Consider the following 16,044-nt stretch of genomic DNA (forward strand, 5'->3'; position numbering starts at 1 on the left):
AAAACAACAAGCTCAGGAGCATCACTATGAAAACCGCAACACTGGCCACCCGCCGCTGGTGGTACATCATGCCCATCGTGTTCATCACCTACAGCCTGGCGTATCTGGACCGCGCCAACTACGGGTTCGCCGCCGCCTCCGGGATGGCCAAGGACCTGATGATCACCCCGGGGTTGTCTTCCCTGCTCGGCGCACTGTTCTTCCTCGGCTATTTCTTCTTCCAGATCCCGGGCGCGATCTACGCCCAGAAGCACAGCGTGAAGAAACTGATTTTCGTCAGCCTGATTCTCTGGGGTGCCCTGGCGACCTTGACCGGGATCGTCTCCAACGCCTACTGGCTGATCGTCATTCGTTTCATGCTCGGAGTGGTCGAAGCTGCGGTGATGCCGGCGATGCTGGTGTACCTGTGCCACTGGTTCACCCGTGCCGAACGCTCGCGCGCCAACACCTTCCTGATCCTCGGCAACCCGGTGACCATGCTCTGGATGTCGGTGGTCTCGGGCTACCTGATCCAGCATTTCAACTGGCGCTGGATGTTCATCATCGAAGGCTTGCCGGCGGTGTTGTGGGCGTTTATCTGGTGGCGTCTGGCCGATGACCGTCCGGCCCAGGCCAAGTGGCTCAACGACCAGGAAAAGCAGGACCTGGAAAGTGCCCTGGCCGCCGAACAGGTCGGCATCAAGGCAGTGAAAAACTACGCCGAAGCCTTCCGTTCGCCAAAAGTCATCATCCTCGCCTTGCAGTTCTTCTGCTGGAGCATCGGCGTCTACGGTTTCGTGCTGTGGCTGCCATCAATCCTCAAGGCCGGCGCGCAAATGGACATGATCGAAGCCGGCTGGCTGTCGGCGTTACCCTACCTGGCGGCAGTGATCGGCATGCTGCTGGTGTCCTGGGGCTCGGACAAACTGCAGAAGCGCAAACGCTTCGTCTGGCCTCCGCTGCTGATCGCCTCGATTGCGTTCTACGGCTCCTACGCGCTGGGCGCGGAGCATTTCTGGTGGTCCTACACCCTGCTGGTGATTGCCGGTGCCTGCATGTACGCCCCGTACGGACCGTTCTTCGCCATCGTTCCGGAAATCCTCCCGGCCAACGTGGCCGGTGGTGCCATGGCGTTGATCAACAGCATGGGTGCGCTCGGTTCGTTTGGCGGCTCTTATCTGGTCGGTTACCTGAACAGCTCCACCGGATCGCCCGGTGCGTCTTATCTGCTGATGAGCGGCGCGTTGCTGGTGTCGGTGGTGCTGACGATTTTCCTCAAGCCCGGCGCCAGTGACCGGGTCGTGGCCAAAACCGCCGCGCCCCGGCCGGTGCCGGCTCATTCCTGAATGGATGTTGATATGAAAAAGCAGGTTTTGCTGTACAAGAAACTCTCGCCGCTGCTGATGGCTCGCTTGCATGAGCAGACCGAGGTGACGCTGATCGACAGCCTCGACGCCGAAGGCCTGGCCAAGCTGCGCCAGGCCCTGCCCCGTGCCCAAGGGTTGCTCGGCGCCAGTCTGAAACTCGATGCCGGGTTGCTCGACCTTGCACCGAACCTGGAAGCGATTGCCAGTGTGTCCGTCGGCGTCGACAACTACGACATCGACTACCTGACCGAACGGCGGATCCTGCTCAGCAACACCCCCGATGTGTTGACCGAGACCACCGCCGACACCGGTTTCGCGCTGATCCTGGCCACCGCCCGACGCGTGGTGGAACTGGCGAACATGGTTCGCGCCGGCCAGTGGAACCGCAACATCGGCCCAGCGCATTTTGGTAGCGATGTACACGGCAAAACGCTGGGCATCATCGGCATGGGGCGGATTGGCGAAGCGCTGGCGCAGCGTGGGCACTTCGGCTTTGGCATGCCGGTTGTGTATCACAGCCATTCCCCGAAACCGGCGGTGGAGCAGCGCTTCAATGCGCAATACCGCAGCCTGACCGAGTTGTTGCAGCAGGCCGATTTCATTTGCCTGACCTTGCCACTGACCGCTGAAACCGAAAAGCTGATCGGCGCCAGGGAGTTCGCCTTGATGCGCCCGCAGAGCATCTTCATCAACATTTCCCGGGGCAAAGTGGTGGACGAAGAGGCGTTGATCGAGGCGTTGCAGCAGAACCGGATTCGCGCTGCCGGACTGGATGTGTTCGAGCGCGAACCGTTGCGCCATGACTCGCCGCTGTTGCAGTTGAACAATGTGGTGGCGACGCCGCATATCGGCTCGGCGACCCATGAGACACGGGAGGCTATGGCGACTTGTGCGGTCGAAAATTTGTTGGCGGCGTTGGCGGGTGAGCGGCCAGTGAATCTGGTGAATGCCGGAGCGTGGAAGGGTTAAGGGATTGATCGTTCCCATGCTCGCGTGGGAACGATCATGAAATGGCGCGATCAGGCCCGTCGCATCTGCAGCAAATCCGCCGCACAGGACGCAATCCGCCGACACGCTTCCGCCAGCTTCACCTGGTCCACCACCAGCCCGATGCGTATGTGCCCCGCCGCACTCGGCCCGAAGGCTTCGCCGGCCAGCACCGACACGCCATAACCTTCCAGCAGCCGCTCGGCAAAATCCTGGGCGCCGAGCCCGGTCTGGCGCACATCGAGCATCACAAACATCCCGCCATCGGGCTTGATCGGCCGGATACCGGGGCAACCGCTCAACCTCGCGCACACCAGATCGCGTCGCTGGCGATACTCCTCACGCATCAGCGCCACTTCCGGCAAATCCTTATCGAGTGCCGCTTGCGCGGCTTTCTGAACGAAATCCGGAATGCCGAACAGCATGCACAACGACAGATGCATCACATGATCGGCCAGTGGTTTCGGGCCGATCATCCAGCCTACCCGCCAGCCAGTCATGGCATGGGATTTGGACAAACTGTTGAGGGTCGCGGTGCGCTCGGCCATACCCGGCAGGCTGGCCGGGCTGATGTGCTCGCCCTCATACAACAGGTCGCTATAGACCTCATCGCTGATCAGCCAGAGGTCATGTTGCACACAGAGCGCCGCCAGTTCCTGCCAGCTTTTCAAGGAAAGGCTGGCACCGGAGGGATTGTTCGGACTGTTGAGCAGAATGACCCGGGTTTTAGCGGTGATCAGCGCTGCGACATCCGCCGGCTCGACCCGAAAGCCGTTCTCCGGACGCACCGCCACAGGCACCACGCTCGCCCCGCAGGCACCGAACACGCCTTCATAAGTGACGTACATCGGTTCAGCGATGATCACTTCGTCACCCGGGTCGAGCAGGCACTGGGCAACCGAATACACCGCGCATTGAGCGCCGGGCAACACGATCACATGGTCGGCGTCCACCTCCTGGCCGCAGCGCTGCTGGTGACGGCTGGCGATGCTGCTGCGCAATGTACGGGTGCCGCGCACATCCGAGTAATGGGTGTCGCCGGCCAGCAGGCTGTCGATGGCCGCGTGGACGACCGGCAGCGGCGTATCGAAGTCCGGGTCGCCGACCGACAGCAGCAGCACGTCGACGCCCTGCTCGCGCAATTCCAGCGCTCGATCGTGAATCTTCCAGGCTGCCGCTCCATCACCGTCGATTCGTTGGGTCAAGGCTGAATAGCGCATGTACTTCTCCTAACGCGCGAGTTCCAGTTTCAACCCTATCTCAAATCACGAAACGCGCCACCATTGCATTCAAATCTACCGCCAGTCGTGACAGTTCATGGGTGGCGGCGCTGGTCTGGTTGGCACCGGCGGCCGACTGGGTGGCCAGGTCGCGGATGTTCACCAGGTTGCGGTCGACTTCACGGGACACCTGGGCCTGTTCTTCCGAGGCGCTGGCGATCACCAGGTTGCGTTCATTGATCAGCTGAATCGATGAAGTGATCTGTTCCAGGGCGACACCCGCCGCACGGGCCATTTCCAGGGTGCTTTGGGTGCGCTGATTGCTTTGCTGCATCGACGAAACCGCTTCACCAGTACCGTTCTGAATGCCGGCCACCATTTTCTCGATTTCCTGGGTCGATTGCGCAGTGCGATGAGCCAGCGCCCGGACCTCGTCCGCCACCACCGCAAAGCCACGCCCGGCCTCCCCGGCACGGGCCGCTTCGATGGCAGCGTTGAGGGCCAGCAGGTTGGTCTGCTCGGCAATGGCGCGGATCACGTCCAGCACTTTGCCGATGTCGCGGCCCTGAGTGGCCAGCCCCTCGATCATCAGTGCAGTGTTTTGCACGTCGTGGGTCATGGTCTGGATCGCGTCGACGGTTTCCACTACTCGGTCACGACCTTCACGGGCGGCCGCGGTCGACTGGTTCGAGGCTTCGGACGTCGATACCGCATTGCGTGCCACTTCTTCCACGGCGGCGGTCATTTCGTTGACGGCGGTGGCGGCCTGTTCAATTTCGTTGTTCTGTTGTTGCAGGCCACGGGACGCTTCTTGGGTCACGGTGCTGAGTTCTTCGGCGGCGGCGCCCAGTTGCGTCGCGGAGCCGGCGATCTGTTCGATGGTCTTGCGCAGGTTCGTCTGCATGGTGGCCAAGGCGCCGAGTAAACGCGCCGGTTCGTCGTTGCCATCGACTTCGATGACCTTGCTCAGGTTGCCGCTGGCAATGGTTTCGGCCGCAAGCACCGCACGGTTCAGCGGCGTGACGATACTGCGGGTCAACAGCCAGGCCAGCAGCACGGTCATCAGGGCAGCGACCGCCGAGACCACGATGATGCCATTGGTGGCAAAGGCAAACTGCTCTTTGGCCTGGGCGTCGGCCGCAGTCGCGCCAGCCTTGTTGATGGCAATCAACTTGTTCAACTGCTCGCCCATCTGATCGGTTCCATCCTTGATCCGGGTGTTGATCAGGTTGAGCATTTCATCCAGTTTGTTCTGCCGCGAAAGCTCCATCATCTCGCGCACCGCTTGCAGGTATTTGTCCAGCGTGGCCGAGAATGTCTTGAATAACGCCGCTTCCTCATCGCCGGCCGGCAATGCCCCATAAGCAGCCTGTGCCTGCTTGACCTTGTCCACCAGTACCCCGATCCGGGTTTCTGCTTCTAGCAGGCTCGCGGGCTCACGGTTCACCAGAACCCGGAACGAGAGAATTCGCAGACGCAGCACGTTTTCGGTCATGACACCCAGGAAGCCGACGCTGGGTAGCTGATTGCTTTCCATATCCACAGAGGCCTGTCGGATGATCGACATGCGATTCGCCGCAAACACACCCAGCACGATGACCAGCAAGGCGATGAAAGCGAAACCGAGGAAAGCTCGAGGCGCGATTTTCAGATTACGCAGTGACATAGGATGATCTCGGTAATTGAGGCGGCGAGCATCCTTGCCATGATCACTGGCGGGCGGGCGATGGCGCGCACCTTTCAGTTTGGCGCCACTGTTGTAATTGGTTTGTGTACGCCTATTGGCTGTATCGGCCGGGGTTTAGGATTTTTGCAGGGGTCTGGAGAAATATTTTTCAAGGGCGGCAGAGTGTTTCAGCGGTGAAACAGATGTTGCGCGGAGGTCGGCTTTGCGCAGTAGCCTTTGTGGCGAGGGAGCTTGCTCCCGCTGGGCTGCGTAGCGGCCCCAAAAAATTTACGGCTGCTGCGCAACCGAGCGGGAGCAAGCTCCCTCGCCACAGAGATTTCTTTTTACTGAAGACAGTGTCAGGCCTTGCGGGCGGCCACTCGCCACACCCGCGCGATATCACTGGCGCGCTCACGCAACAATCGCGGCGCCTCGGCGCAGGCCTGTTCCAGGGTCATCGGCCCGCTCGCCAATGCAAAAGCCGCATCAATGCCATGCTCGTACAGCGCCTGATACCCCTCGCCCAAGGTGCCGGCGATGACGATGACCGGCACGCCCTGCTGCCGGGCAATGCGCGCCACGCCAAACGGGGTTTTGCCGCGCAATGTCTGGGCATCGAAACGACCTTCGCCGGTGATCACCAGGTCGGCGCCGTTGACCGCCTCGGCCAGCCCCACCAGTTCGGCGACCACTTCCACACCGGCCTGGAATTGCGCGCCAAGAAATGCCTTCGCGGCAAACCCCAGACCGCCCGCCGCGCCGCTGCCCGGTTCATCGCGCACGTCCTTGTCCAGTGCTTGCGCGCAGAGCTCGGCAAAGTGCCCGAGAGCAAGGTCCAGTTGCTGGACTTGCTCGGGCGACGCACCTTTCTGCGGGCCGAAAATCGCTGACGCCCCCTGAGGACCGCACAGCGGATTATTGACGTCGGCGGCGATGTCGAAACGCACGCCGGCCAGACGCGGATCAATGTCGCTCAAATCGAGACGGGCCAGTTGCGCCAGCGCCAGACCACCCGGCGCCAGGGTTTGGCCCTGGGCATCCAGCAGTTTCACCCCCAAGGCCTGCATCGCCCCGGCGCCGCCGTCATTCGTGGCACTGCCACCAATCGCCAGAATCACTCGTTGCGCCCCGGCATCGAGCGCAGCGCGGATCAGTTCGCCGGTGCCGAAGGTGCTGCTGGTACAGGCATCGCGCAGGTCAAGCGGCACCAGTTGCAGGCCACTGGCCTCGGCCATTTCGATGATCGCGGTATGACTCTGCGGCAACCAGCCCCAGGCGGCATCGACCGTGGCGCCCAACGGCCCGCGAACACGGGTGCGGCGCAGTTCCCCATCGCACGCGGCCAGAATCGACTCGACCGTGCCTTCGCCACCATCAGCCATTGGGCACTTGAGCAATTGCGCGTCTGGCCAAACCTGCGCCAACCCCAGCGCTATGGCCTCGGCCACACCCTGGGCACTCAGGCTGTCCTTGAACGAATCGGGGGCAATGACGATTTTCATGCGAATTCTCCAGTTCCAATGCGTCCATGCTGCCAGCAGGCCTGAACAATAACGCCGGTCCGCTGCACAAGCGGCCATGTGGATTATTGTTCATTTCCACAAAACCCTTGTCCGCACTGTTCGTCGTAGCAGCTGCCGAGCCTGCGAGGCTGCGTTCGGCGGCGAAGCCGTCGTGAAATCATGCGGCGCGGTGTGTCAGGTAAGCCGTATTTATAGAATTTACGACGACTGCGTCGCCGAACGCAGGCTCGGCAGCTGCTACGGAGCGGTGGTCGGCAGCTCGGTTTGTGGCAGGAGCTGGACGCCAAGGTACAGTGCGAGCATTCCGTCGAGCTTCAGCGGGTCGACGCCGCTGAGTTCGGCGATCCGCTCCATGCGATAACGCAAACTGTTGCGGTGGATGCCCAGGGCATCGGCGCAGGCCTGGCTCTGGCCGTCGTGTTCGCACCAACTGCGCAGGGTGGCCAGCAATTGCCCGTTACCGTCCTTGGCGATGACTTTACGCAGCGGCCGCAGCAGTTCATCCAGCGCATCATCGTCGCGGTGCCGCCAGAGCATCACCGGTAGCCGATAACGGTTCAGGATCAGCAAGCGCGAATGCGGCAACACATCGCGCCCGTAGGCCAGCAAATCGCCGACCCGTCGATAGCAGCGACGCAACCCCGACAAGCCGTCGGCCTGCCCGCCCACGGCAATGCGCAAAATGTTCCAGCCCAGGCCATCGAGCTTTTCCAGCAATCGTTCGTTCTCGACCGCAGGCGTCGCCGGGCGGCACCAGAGCAACGAAGATTTGGCCGAGCTCACGCACCAACTGTCCGGGTAGCGCGACATCAGCCAGGCGCTGAGCGCTTCGACGGTCTGGCTCGGGCCGTGTTCGATGCCCAACTCGAACAGATACGGCACTCGTGTCAGCTGCGGCTTGAGCCCCAGTTGCTGCGCTTCATCCAGCAACCGTGGCGAATCCCCTGCTTCGCTCAACAGCAATGCCAGCAGATCGTCGCACCGTTGGCGCCGCCATTGCTGCTCGGCCTGCTGATTGCGCTGGGCCACCAGCATCTCGGCGGTCATGCGCACCAGTTCGGCGTAGGTGCGCAATTGCTCCGGTTCGCCAGTAATGCCCAGCACGCCGATCAAGCGCTGATCGAGCAACAGCGGCAGATTAATGCCCGGCTGCACGCCTTTGAGATGAATCGCCGTTTGCGCGTCGATCTCCACCACGCGCCCGTTGGCCAGCACCAGTTGCGCGCCTTCGTGACGGGTGTTGATGCGCTCCGGCTCGCCGCTGCCAAGAATCAGCCCCTGACTGTCCATGACATTGACGTTGTAGGGCAGGATGGCCATCGCCCGGTCGACGATGTCCTGGGCCAGGTCGTGATCGAGTTCAAACATAGCGGGGATCCTTGAAAGCGTGATGGGGCGGCTTGTTCAGCCGCACAGGCCAGGGTCGCAAACCCTGTGCTCAGGCACAAAGACAACCACCCAAAGGGTGGCCGAGACTCACCGGGCGATCAACGTTACCCTTGCGTCGCAAAAAATCATAATAAAGAGAGAGCCCGCCATGTCACAGAGCGCCACCGCTACCCTGGCCAACGCTGACGACAAGAACGCCGTCTACAAACGCATTACCTTGCGTTTGATCCCCTTCATCTTCATCTGCTACCTGTTCAACTACCTCGACCGGGTGAACGTCGGGTTTGCCAAACTGCAGATGCTCGACGCGCTGAAATTCAGCGAAACCGTGTACGGCCTCGGTGCCGGAATCTTCTTTATCGGCTACGTATTGTGCGGCGTGCCGAGCAACCTGGCCCTGACCAAGTTCGGCCCACGACGCTGGATCGCGTTGATGATGATGACGTGGGGCACGCTCTCGACGTGCCTGCTGTTCGTCACCACACCCACCGAGTTCTACACCCTGCGCCTGTTCACCGGCGCCGCCGAAGCCGGGTTCTTCCCGGGCGTGGTGCTTTACCTTTCGCAGTGGTTCCCAACGTTCCGCCGTGGCCGCATCATGGCGCTGTTCATGTCGGCGATCCCGGTATCGGGCCTGCTGGGCAGCCCGTTTTCCGGCTGGATCCTCAACCACTTCGGCGCAGGCCAGGCCGGTTTGGCCGGCTGGCAGTGGATGTTCCTGCTGCAAGGCATTCCGACCGTGATCCTCGGCGCCCTCGCCTATTTCCTGCTCAGCGACAGTTACGCCAACGCCAAGTGGCTGACCCCGTACGAGCGTTCGGTGCTTGAAGCCGACCACGCCGAAGACCTGGCCAGTAAACCGAAAACCACCACTGACTCCTTGCGGGCAGTGTTCAAGAACCCGGCGATCTGGGCGTTCGGCCTGATTTATTTCTGCATTCAGAGCGGTGTCTATGCGATCAACTTCTGGTTGCCGTCGATCATCAAGAACCTGGGTTTCAGCGATAACCTGGTGATTGGCTGGTTGAGCGCGATTCCGTACCTGCTGGCGGCGGTGTTCATGTTGATGGTGGGCCGCTCGGCGGACCTGCGCAAAGAACGTCGCTGGCACCTGGTGGTGCCGATGCTAATGGGCGCCGTCGGCCTGCTGATCGCGGTCAACTTCGCGACCACGCCAGCTCTTGCGATTCTCGGCCTGACCCTCGCCACCATGGGCGCCCTCACCGGCTTGCCGATGTTCTGGCCGGTGCCGACGGCGATGCTCAGCGCCGGTGCGGCGGCCGGTGGCTTGGCGTTGATCAACTCCATGGGGCAGATGGCGGGGTTCCTTAGCCCGTATCTGGTGGGTTGGGTCAAAGACAGCACCGGGTCGACCGATGCGGCGTTGTACCTGCTGGCGGGTGTGATTGTGTGCGGGAGCTTGCTGGCGTTGCGCATGACGCGGACCTTGCGGGTTTAAGGTGCAGCGAAAACAAAAGCGGCCCTCCCGGGCCGTTTCTCATTCCATGCATTCGCAATTGCTTCTGTGGCGAGGGAGCTTGCTCCCGCTGGGTTGCGAAGCGACCCCAATCCCGGTGATCGCGGTTTTTCAGACATACCGCATGCCCAGGCTTTGCGACTGCTGCGCAGCCGAGCGGGAGCAAGCTCCCTCGCCACAAGGAGTGCTCTCACTACAGACTTTCGTCAGCCTTGCGGATCGAGGTTATCCAGCACTCGGTTGACGGCCAGTTCCCCAAGCATGACCACCGATTGAATCCCCAACATCATGTTGCGATGCGGCATGTCCATCAATCCGGCGAATTCAGTGAGCATCATGCTCGCTGACGCCAGGGATTCGCAGGCGTTGACCAGCAGGGTTTCGTTATCGACTTTCTCACCGACATGGTAAATGGTGCTGGGTTTGCGCTTGGTAGTTTTGGGGGTGGGTGGTTTGAGGTAATGATCGAGGGCGCGCTCGGCGGCTTCGTTGAGTTTTTTGGAATCGGGGGTTTCGTAGGGGGAAACGTCGTCCGCTTCTGGTGGATTTGGCGTTGGTTTGAACATAGATGAAACTCCTAAAGCGCTTAAAAGGAGCCATCACCCTCGCTACCAAACGATGGGTGGAGGCCATACGCAGGTTGGTAGACCGGGCTCTAGGAAAACGGCGCACCCGAAGGTGCCCTGCGCATGACCACCATAAAGACGAGACGAAAAGGCTCGGCAAAAGGCAGTGCTTTGCAATTAGAGACCCGGGCTACCAAACCCGATCGCTGTTTTTCAGCGACGGGGAAACGATAAAACCCAGGCCCAAGGCGCACAAGCCGGCGGATTCTGGCGCAGTCGTAGGCAGCGGCGCAAGAATATGTAGCCTTAGTGAGTATCTGGAAATGTCTTTTAAACATCGTCCTTAAACGCCCACCAGACTCCCCGCCTTGGCATCCAGCTCAATCAGCAACCCACCCGGCATCTGCACGAAAATCTGCCAGATCCCGTCTTCCGGCACCTGCGCCACCTGATACCGCAAACCGCTGGCCTGCACCCGCCGCAACACCGTGGCGGCGTCCTCATCGGTGCGAAAGGCAATGTGGCTCAACGCCGTTTCATCGAACGCCGGCTGTTCGATTACATGCACCAGCGCCTGCGCATCCTGATACAACCAGCGTCCGGGGAACGGGAATGGCGGGCGGCGTCCCGGCGCCAATCCCAACAACGAACCGAAGGCCTCCTGCAACGGTTGCCCGTCGGGGGTGTTGAAGGCCAGATGATCAAAGTGCCAACTCATAGCAACCCTCCTCCGTCGACGTCGATGACGGTGCCGCTGATAAAGTCGTTTTCCATCGCCAGAATAAACGCTGCCGCCAGATCTTGTGGGGTGCCGACCCGGCCCACCGGCAATGCGGCGGCGGTACGGGCAAACATCGCGGCGCGTTGCGTTTCGTCCATTCCGGCGTAAGCCTCGGTGTCGGTCACGCCAGGGCTTACAACGTTGACCCGGCGCGGTGCCAGTTCCTTGGCCAGTTGCTTGCCCAAAGCCTCCAGCGCCGCATTCAAGGTGGTTTTGATGAACTGCCCGGCGACAAATTTGCGCGATAACAAACCCGAGGTCAGCGTGATGCTGCCACGTGCGCTCAGGTATGGCAGCGCGACCTGGATCGCCCGCAGCGCGCCCCAGAATTTGACATCGAAGGCCTGTTGGGCGTGCTGCAAATCGCTGTCGGCCAGCGGTCTGGCACTCACACTCGGACCGGCCGTGATCACCAGATGATCGAAAGGGCCGATACGCTCGAACAGCTGTCGCAACGACGCTTCATCGGTGACGTCCGCCGCTTCGTGTCGAATCTTTGCATCATGGTCGACCGCTGGCTGGCGGCGACTCACCGCGACTACACGGGCTTCACGCTCGGCTGCGGCCCGGACGACGGCGGCGCCTATTCCACTGCTGCCACCGATCACCACGACGGTCTGATGGTGCAAGCAAGCGTTGAGTTGTGTCATGAGCTGATCTCCGGTCGGGTTAGGGAGATTCAATCTTCTCCGGTTGCCAATCGAAGAAAAATCCCGGTAAATCAGAAGGATCTTTAAAGGATTTTTACCAATGAGCTCGATTCTCGACCTGGAGATCTTCGTCCGCACCGCCGACTCCGGCAGCATTTCCGCCGCCGCCCGCGCCCTGGAGCTGACTCCGGCGGCGGCCAGCATCGCCCTCAAACGCCTGGAAACCCGTCTCGGCATCCGCTTGCTGGCCCGTTCCACGCGAAGCATGCGCCTGACCGAAGAAGGCCGGCGCTATCTGGATAGCGTGCGCCTGGCACTGGCCGCGCTGGCCGAAGGTGAGCAGGCGTTGAAGCAACAGACCCAAGGCTTGAGTGGTGTACTGCAATTGGCGGCGCCGTCGGACTTCGGGCGCAATGTGCTGTTACCGTGGCTAGATGATTTCAAGCGCCAACACCCCAACATTCAATTGCAACTATTGCTCAACGATCGACATGCCGACCTGTTCCGCGAGACGGTCGATGTGGCCCTGCGCTTCGGTGTGCCGAGTGACTCGACGCTGGTGGCGCTACCGATTCTGCCGCAGCATCGGCGCGTGGCCTGTGCCAGCCCCGAGTACCTGACCCGCCGTGGCACGCCGCAGCATCCCGAGGAACTGGGCGAACACAGCGCCCTTCTCTACCTGCGCAATGGCCGACCCTACAACCATTGGCGTTTCAGCCGTGGCGATGAGGTGCTGGAGGTTGATGTGCATGGCGACTATCTGAGCGATGACGGCGAAGTTGCCCGCCGCTGGGCCCTGGCCGGGCATGGCATCGCCTACAAGGCCTGGCTCGACGTCGCCGCCGATGTGCAGGCTGGGCGGCTGGTGACGCTGTTCGATGACTGGCAAGGCGAAAGCGTGCCATTCAATTTGCTCTGCCCGCATCGGGTGCAGGTCTCGGAGCGGGTCAAGGTGTTGCAAACGTTCTTGCAGGAGCGTTGTGAGGCACTGCGTCGATAATTCAGATTGCTCCGCGCAGCGGTTCTGGTATTTGATTAGGGCTTTCTGACCGGTAAAAGGATTTCGTCATGAGCTATCGCACGCTGGGTCATTCGGGTTTACAGGTGTCGACCCTCACATTGGGCACCATGATGTTCGGCGAACAGACCAGCACCGAAGATTCCCTGCGGATCATCGGCAAGGCCTGGGACCAGGGCATCAACTTCATCGACACCGCGGACGTGTACACCAACGGCCGCTCCGAAGAGATCGTCGGCGAAGCGATCGCCAGCCACCGCCACGAATGGGTGCTCGCCACCAAGGTCGGCTTCGGTCCGGTGGACGGTGTGCCGAACCGCAGCGGTTTGAGCCGCAAGCACCTGTTCAATGGCATCGACGCCAGCCTGACGCGGTTGGGCACCGATTATCTGGACATCTATTACCTGCACCGCGAAGACCACAACACGCCGCTGGAAGTCACGGTGTCGGCCATCGGCGATCTGATTCGTCAAGGCAAGATCCGCTACTGGGGCCTGTCGAACTACCGTGGCTGGCGCATCGCCGAGGTGATTCGTTTGGCCGACAAACTCGGCGTCGACAGGCCGGTGATCAGCCAGCCGCTGTACAACATCGTCAACCGTCAGGCGGAAACCGAGCAGATCACCGCCGCGCAAAACTATGGCCTCGGCGTGGTGCCTTACAGTCCGCTGGCGCGCGGTGTGCTCAGCGGCAAGTACGCGCCGGATGTGACACCGGACGCCAACAGCCGCGCCGGTCGCCAGGACAAACGCATCCTGGAAACCGAATGGCGGGTTGAGTCTTTGCGCATTGCCCAGCAGATCCAGCAATACACCCGGGACCGTGGCGTGGGCATCGTCGAGTTCGCCATCGCTTGGGTGCTGAACAACAGCGCCGTCACCTCGGCCATCGTCGGCCCGCGCACCGAAGAACAGTGGGATGGGTACACCAAGGCGCAAGCGGTGAAAATCACGGCGGAAGATGAAGCCTTTATCGATTCGCTGGTGACACCGGGGCATGCATCGACACCGGGGTTCAATGATGTGAGCCATTTTGTGCCGGGACGCAAACCGCGTTCGGCTTGAGATTTATCGCGGGCAAGCCCGCTCTCACAGGTTCTGTGTCGATCTGCTGACTATGCTTCGACGAAGTTACTTTTGGGAGCTGGCTTGCCCGCGATAGCGATTCAACATCCCTCGCGATGTTGAAAATATCGATCACTTGGCCAATATTCAGCACAAAAACCACGTATCCTGCGCGCCCCGTTTGACCTTCAACCCGCGAGGACAGTTTGTCTAAAGGTATCGCTCTATCGGTCACAGCCTCGATGCTGTTTGCCGTCATGTATTACTACACCTCACTGCTCTCCCCCTTGAGTGGCGTGGAGATTTTCGGTTGGCGGATGTTGCTGACCGCGCCATGCATGACCGTGTTCATGGTGGTGTCCGGCGAATGGAAACGCGTGGTCGAGATTCTTCGGCGGCTGGCCGCCAAGCCGAAGTTGCTCATCGCCCTGATCGGCTCGGCAGTGCTGCTGGGCCTGCAACTCTGGTTGTTCATGTGGGCGCCACTCAACGGCTATAGCCTTGACGTGTCGCTGGGGTATTTCCTGTTACCGCTGTCCATGGTCCTGACCGGGCGAATCGTCTATGGCGAGCGCCTTTCCTATCTGCAGAAAATAGCCGTGTTCTTCGCCAGCCTCGGCGTGCTCAACGAGTTGTATCAGGTCGGCGGTTTTTCCTGGGCGACGTTGCTGGTGGTGATCGGCTATCCGATCTATTTCATCCTGCGCAAACGCCTGGCCACGGACAACCTTGGCGGGCTCTGGCTGGACATGGCGTTGATGCTGCCGGTGGCGTTCTGGTTCGTGCAGGGAGGTGAACAAGGTTTTGGCGTGTTCGATCAACATCCCTGGCTGTCGCTGTTGATTCCCCTGCTCGGGGTGATCAGCGCTTCGGCGCTGGTGGTCTACATCATTGCCAGCCGGCTGCTGCCGTTCAGCCTGTTCGGGTTGTTGAGTTACGTCGAGCCCGTGCTGTTGCTGGGCGTTGCGTTGCTGTTGGGGGAAAGCATCAAGGCCGGCGAATGGCTGACTTACATTCCGATCTGGCTGGCGGTGGCGGCGTTGGTGTTTGAAGGGTTCAAGCATCTGGTCCGGCAACGACGCCGGCCAATGTAATTGCATGATTCAAAAAAAAGCCCGGCCAGCATTGCTGCTGACCGGGCTTTTTCACATCAGGAACGGCTTAATCGGTGGAAAGCACACCGCGACGAACCTGATCGCGCTCGATGGATTCGAACAGAGCCTTGAAGTTGCCTTCGCCGAAACCATCGTCGCCTTTACGCTGGATGAACTCGAAGAACACCGGCCCCATCAGGGTTTCCGAGAAAATCTGCAGCAGCAGGCGCTTGTCGCCAGGTTCGGACGAACCGTCCAGCAAGATGCCCCGTGCTTGCAGTTGATCGACCGGCTCGCCGTGGTTCGGCAAACGGCCTTCGAGCATTTCGTAGTAGGTGTCCGGCGGCGGCGTCATGAAGCGCATGCCGATTTTTTTCAGGCGGTCCCAAGTATCGATCAGGTTATCGGTGAGGAACGCCACGTGCTGGATGCCCTCGCCGTTGAACTGCATCAGGAACTCTTCGATCTGCCCGGCGCCTTTGGACGACTCTTCGTTCAGCGGGATGCGGATCATGCCGTCCGGCGCGGTCATGGCTTTGGATGTCAGGCCGGTGTATTCGCCTTTGATGTCGAAGTAACGGATTTCGCGGAAGTTGAACAGCTTCTCGTAGAAGTTGGCCCAATAGGCCATGCGACCGCGATACACGTTGTGGGTCAGGTGGTCGATGATCTTCAGACCGGCGCCGACCGGGTTGCGGTCAACGCCTTCGATGAACACGAAGTCGATGTCGTAGATCGAGCTGCCTTCACCGAAACGGTCGATCAGGTACAGCGGAGCGCCGCCGATGCCTTTGATCGCCGGCAGGTGCAATTCCATCGGACCGGTTTCGATGTGGATCGGCTGGGCGCCGAGTTCCAGGGCACGCTTGTAGGCCTTTTGCGAATCCTTGACCCGGAACGCCATGCCGCACACCGACGGGCCGTGCTCGGCCGCGAAGTACGAGGCCACACTGTGGGGTTCGTTGTTGAGGATCAGGTTGATCGAGCCCTGGCGATACAGGTGCACGTCTTTGGAGCGGTGGGTCGCGACCTTGGTGAAGCCCATGATCTCGAAGATCGGCTCCAGGGTGTTCGGGGTCGGCGATGCGAATTCGATGAACTCAAAGCCCATCAGGCCCATTGGGTTTTCGTATAAATCTGCCATTTTGGCGCCTCATCATGCTTTTAGAATTAACGGATCGTTAGTTGCTAGCAATGCTGAGACCGGCGGGTGGCGCGCAGGAGATGCCCCTCACGCTGCGGGCGAGGAAGTCACCGTAGATC

General features: G+C 60.8%; 14 protein-coding genes. 6 read left to right on the top strand and 8 right to left on the bottom strand.

Annotated elements, in window-relative coordinates:
- The first annotated feature begins 26 nt into the window (after positions 1–26).
- The gene (locus AC07V0_RS01040; RefSeq protein WP_192350449.1) at positions 27–1,325 is read left to right on the top strand and encodes an MFS transporter; all 1,299 of its coding nucleotides are present in this window, start codon (positions 27–29) and stop codon (positions 1,323–1,325) included.
- A gap of 12 nt (positions 1,326–1,337) precedes the next feature.
- Positions 1,338–2,315 (top strand): 2-hydroxyacid dehydrogenase, encoded by a 978-nt coding sequence (locus tag AC07V0_RS01045; RefSeq protein WP_495019297.1) that lies wholly within the window; start codon positions 1,338–1,340, stop codon positions 2,313–2,315.
- Positions 2,316–2,365: 50 nt separating this feature from the next.
- Here the strand turns inward: AC07V0_RS01045 and AC07V0_RS01050 are convergent, their stop codons facing one another.
- The 4 genes from AC07V0_RS01050 to AC07V0_RS01065 all read right to left on the bottom strand — a co-directional run bounded on the left by AC07V0_RS01050 (position 2,366) and on the right by AC07V0_RS01065 (position 8,110).
- Entirely contained in the window at positions 2,366–3,553 is a 1,188-nt protein-coding gene (locus tag AC07V0_RS01050) for a pyridoxal phosphate-dependent aminotransferase (protein WP_018929091.1), read from the bottom strand.
- A 40-nt stretch (positions 3,554–3,593) separates the two neighbouring features.
- On the bottom strand, positions 3,594–5,219 hold the full coding sequence (locus tag AC07V0_RS01055) for a methyl-accepting chemotaxis protein (protein WP_495019298.1): 1,626 nt from the start codon (positions 5,217–5,219) through the stop codon (positions 3,594–3,596).
- 359 nt (positions 5,220–5,578) lie between these two features.
- A complete protein-coding gene (locus tag AC07V0_RS01060; protein ID WP_495019299.1) occupies positions 5,579–6,721 on the bottom strand; it encodes a glycerate kinase in 1,143 nt (380 codons plus the stop codon).
- A 258-nt stretch (positions 6,722–6,979) separates the two neighbouring features.
- Positions 6,980–8,110: a sugar diacid recognition domain-containing protein gene (locus tag AC07V0_RS01065; protein WP_064617724.1), complete on the bottom strand. Its 1,131-nt coding sequence runs from the start codon at positions 8,108–8,110 to the stop codon at positions 6,980–6,982.
- Between the two features lie 169 nt (positions 8,111–8,279).
- Here AC07V0_RS01065 and AC07V0_RS01070 point away from each other — a divergent pair, with 169 nt between their 5' ends.
- A complete protein-coding gene (locus AC07V0_RS01070; RefSeq protein WP_495019300.1) occupies positions 8,280–9,590 on the top strand; it encodes an MFS transporter in 1,311 nt (436 codons plus the stop codon).
- 224 nt (positions 9,591–9,814) lie between these two features.
- Here AC07V0_RS01070 and AC07V0_RS01075 read toward each other — a convergent pair whose 3' ends face one another.
- The 3 genes from AC07V0_RS01075 to AC07V0_RS01085 form a co-directional block, all read right to left on the bottom strand.
- The gene (locus AC07V0_RS01075; protein WP_495019301.1) at positions 9,815–10,174 is read right to left on the bottom strand and encodes a DUF6124 family protein; all 360 of its coding nucleotides are present in this window, start codon (positions 10,172–10,174) and stop codon (positions 9,815–9,817) included.
- A 343-nt stretch (positions 10,175–10,517) separates the two neighbouring features.
- Complete coding sequence (locus AC07V0_RS01080) at positions 10,518–10,892, bottom strand: VOC family protein (protein ID WP_495019302.1); 375 nt, start codon at positions 10,890–10,892, stop codon at positions 10,518–10,520.
- Positions 10,889–11,605, bottom strand: a complete 717-nt coding sequence (locus AC07V0_RS01085) for an SDR family oxidoreductase (RefSeq protein WP_495019303.1) — start codon at positions 11,603–11,605, stop codon at positions 10,889–10,891. The genes AC07V0_RS01080 and AC07V0_RS01085 overlap by 4 nt, the downstream gene beginning before the upstream one ends.
- A 100-nt stretch (positions 11,606–11,705) precedes the next feature.
- Here AC07V0_RS01085 and AC07V0_RS01090 point away from each other — a divergent pair, with 100 nt between their 5' ends.
- The 3 genes from AC07V0_RS01090 to rarD all read left to right on the top strand — a co-directional run bounded on the left by AC07V0_RS01090 (position 11,706) and on the right by rarD (position 14,781).
- On the top strand, positions 11,706–12,605 hold the full coding sequence (locus tag AC07V0_RS01090; RefSeq protein ID WP_018929083.1) for a LysR family transcriptional regulator: 900 nt from the start codon (positions 11,706–11,708) through the stop codon (positions 12,603–12,605).
- Positions 12,606–12,673: 68 nt separating this feature from the next.
- Positions 12,674–13,687: an aldo/keto reductase gene (locus AC07V0_RS01095; RefSeq protein ID WP_018929082.1), complete on the top strand. Its 1,014-nt coding sequence runs from the start codon at positions 12,674–12,676 to the stop codon at positions 13,685–13,687.
- A gap of 206 nt (positions 13,688–13,893) precedes the next feature.
- Entirely contained in the window at positions 13,894–14,781 is an 888-nt protein-coding gene (rarD, locus tag AC07V0_RS01100) for an EamA family transporter RarD (RefSeq protein WP_026286642.1), read from the top strand.
- A 67-nt stretch (positions 14,782–14,848) separates the two neighbouring features.
- Here the strand turns inward: rarD and hppD are convergent, their stop codons facing one another.
- The gene (hppD, locus tag AC07V0_RS01105; RefSeq protein WP_007935668.1) at positions 14,849–15,925 is read right to left on the bottom strand and encodes a 4-hydroxyphenylpyruvate dioxygenase; all 1,077 of its coding nucleotides are present in this window, start codon (positions 15,923–15,925) and stop codon (positions 14,849–14,851) included.
- Between the last annotated feature and the right edge of the window lie 119 nt (positions 15,926–16,044).

The sequence above is a fragment of the Pseudomonas sp. GW821-FHT01E10 genome, assembly GCF_059422365.1.

Coding starts and splice junctions, on each gene's coding strand:
- AC07V0_RS01055 (WP_495019298.1), bottom strand. CDS start 5,219: ATGTCACTGCGTAATCTGAAAATCGCGCCTCGAGCTTTCCTCGGTTTC.
- AC07V0_RS01075 (WP_495019301.1), bottom strand. CDS start 10,174: ATGTTCAAACCAACGCCAAATCCACCAGAAGCGGACGACGTTTCCCCC.
- AC07V0_RS01045 (WP_495019297.1), top strand. CDS start 1,338: ATGAAAAAGCAGGTTTTGCTGTACAAGAAACTCTCGCCGCTGCTGATG.
- hppD (WP_007935668.1), bottom strand. CDS start 15,925: ATGGCAGATTTATACGAAAACCCAATGGGCCTGATGGGCTTTGAGTTC.
- AC07V0_RS01090 (WP_018929083.1), top strand. CDS start 11,706: ATGAGCTCGATTCTCGACCTGGAGATCTTCGTCCGCACCGCCGACTCC.
- AC07V0_RS01065 (WP_064617724.1), bottom strand. CDS start 8,110: ATGTTTGAACTCGATCACGACCTGGCCCAGGACATCGTCGACCGGGCG.
- AC07V0_RS01070 (WP_495019300.1), top strand. CDS start 8,280: ATGTCACAGAGCGCCACCGCTACCCTGGCCAACGCTGACGACAAGAAC.
- AC07V0_RS01085 (WP_495019303.1), bottom strand. CDS start 11,605: ATGACACAACTCAACGCTTGCTTGCACCATCAGACCGTCGTGGTGATC.
- AC07V0_RS01060 (WP_495019299.1), bottom strand. CDS start 6,721: ATGAAAATCGTCATTGCCCCCGATTCGTTCAAGGACAGCCTGAGTGCC.
- AC07V0_RS01080 (WP_495019302.1), bottom strand. CDS start 10,892: ATGAGTTGGCACTTTGATCATCTGGCCTTCAACACCCCCGACGGGCAA.
- AC07V0_RS01050 (WP_018929091.1), bottom strand. CDS start 3,553: ATGCGCTATTCAGCCTTGACCCAACGAATCGACGGTGATGGAGCGGCA.
- AC07V0_RS01040 (WP_192350449.1), top strand. CDS start 27: ATGAAAACCGCAACACTGGCCACCCGCCGCTGGTGGTACATCATGCCC.
- AC07V0_RS01095 (WP_018929082.1), top strand. CDS start 12,674: ATGAGCTATCGCACGCTGGGTCATTCGGGTTTACAGGTGTCGACCCTC.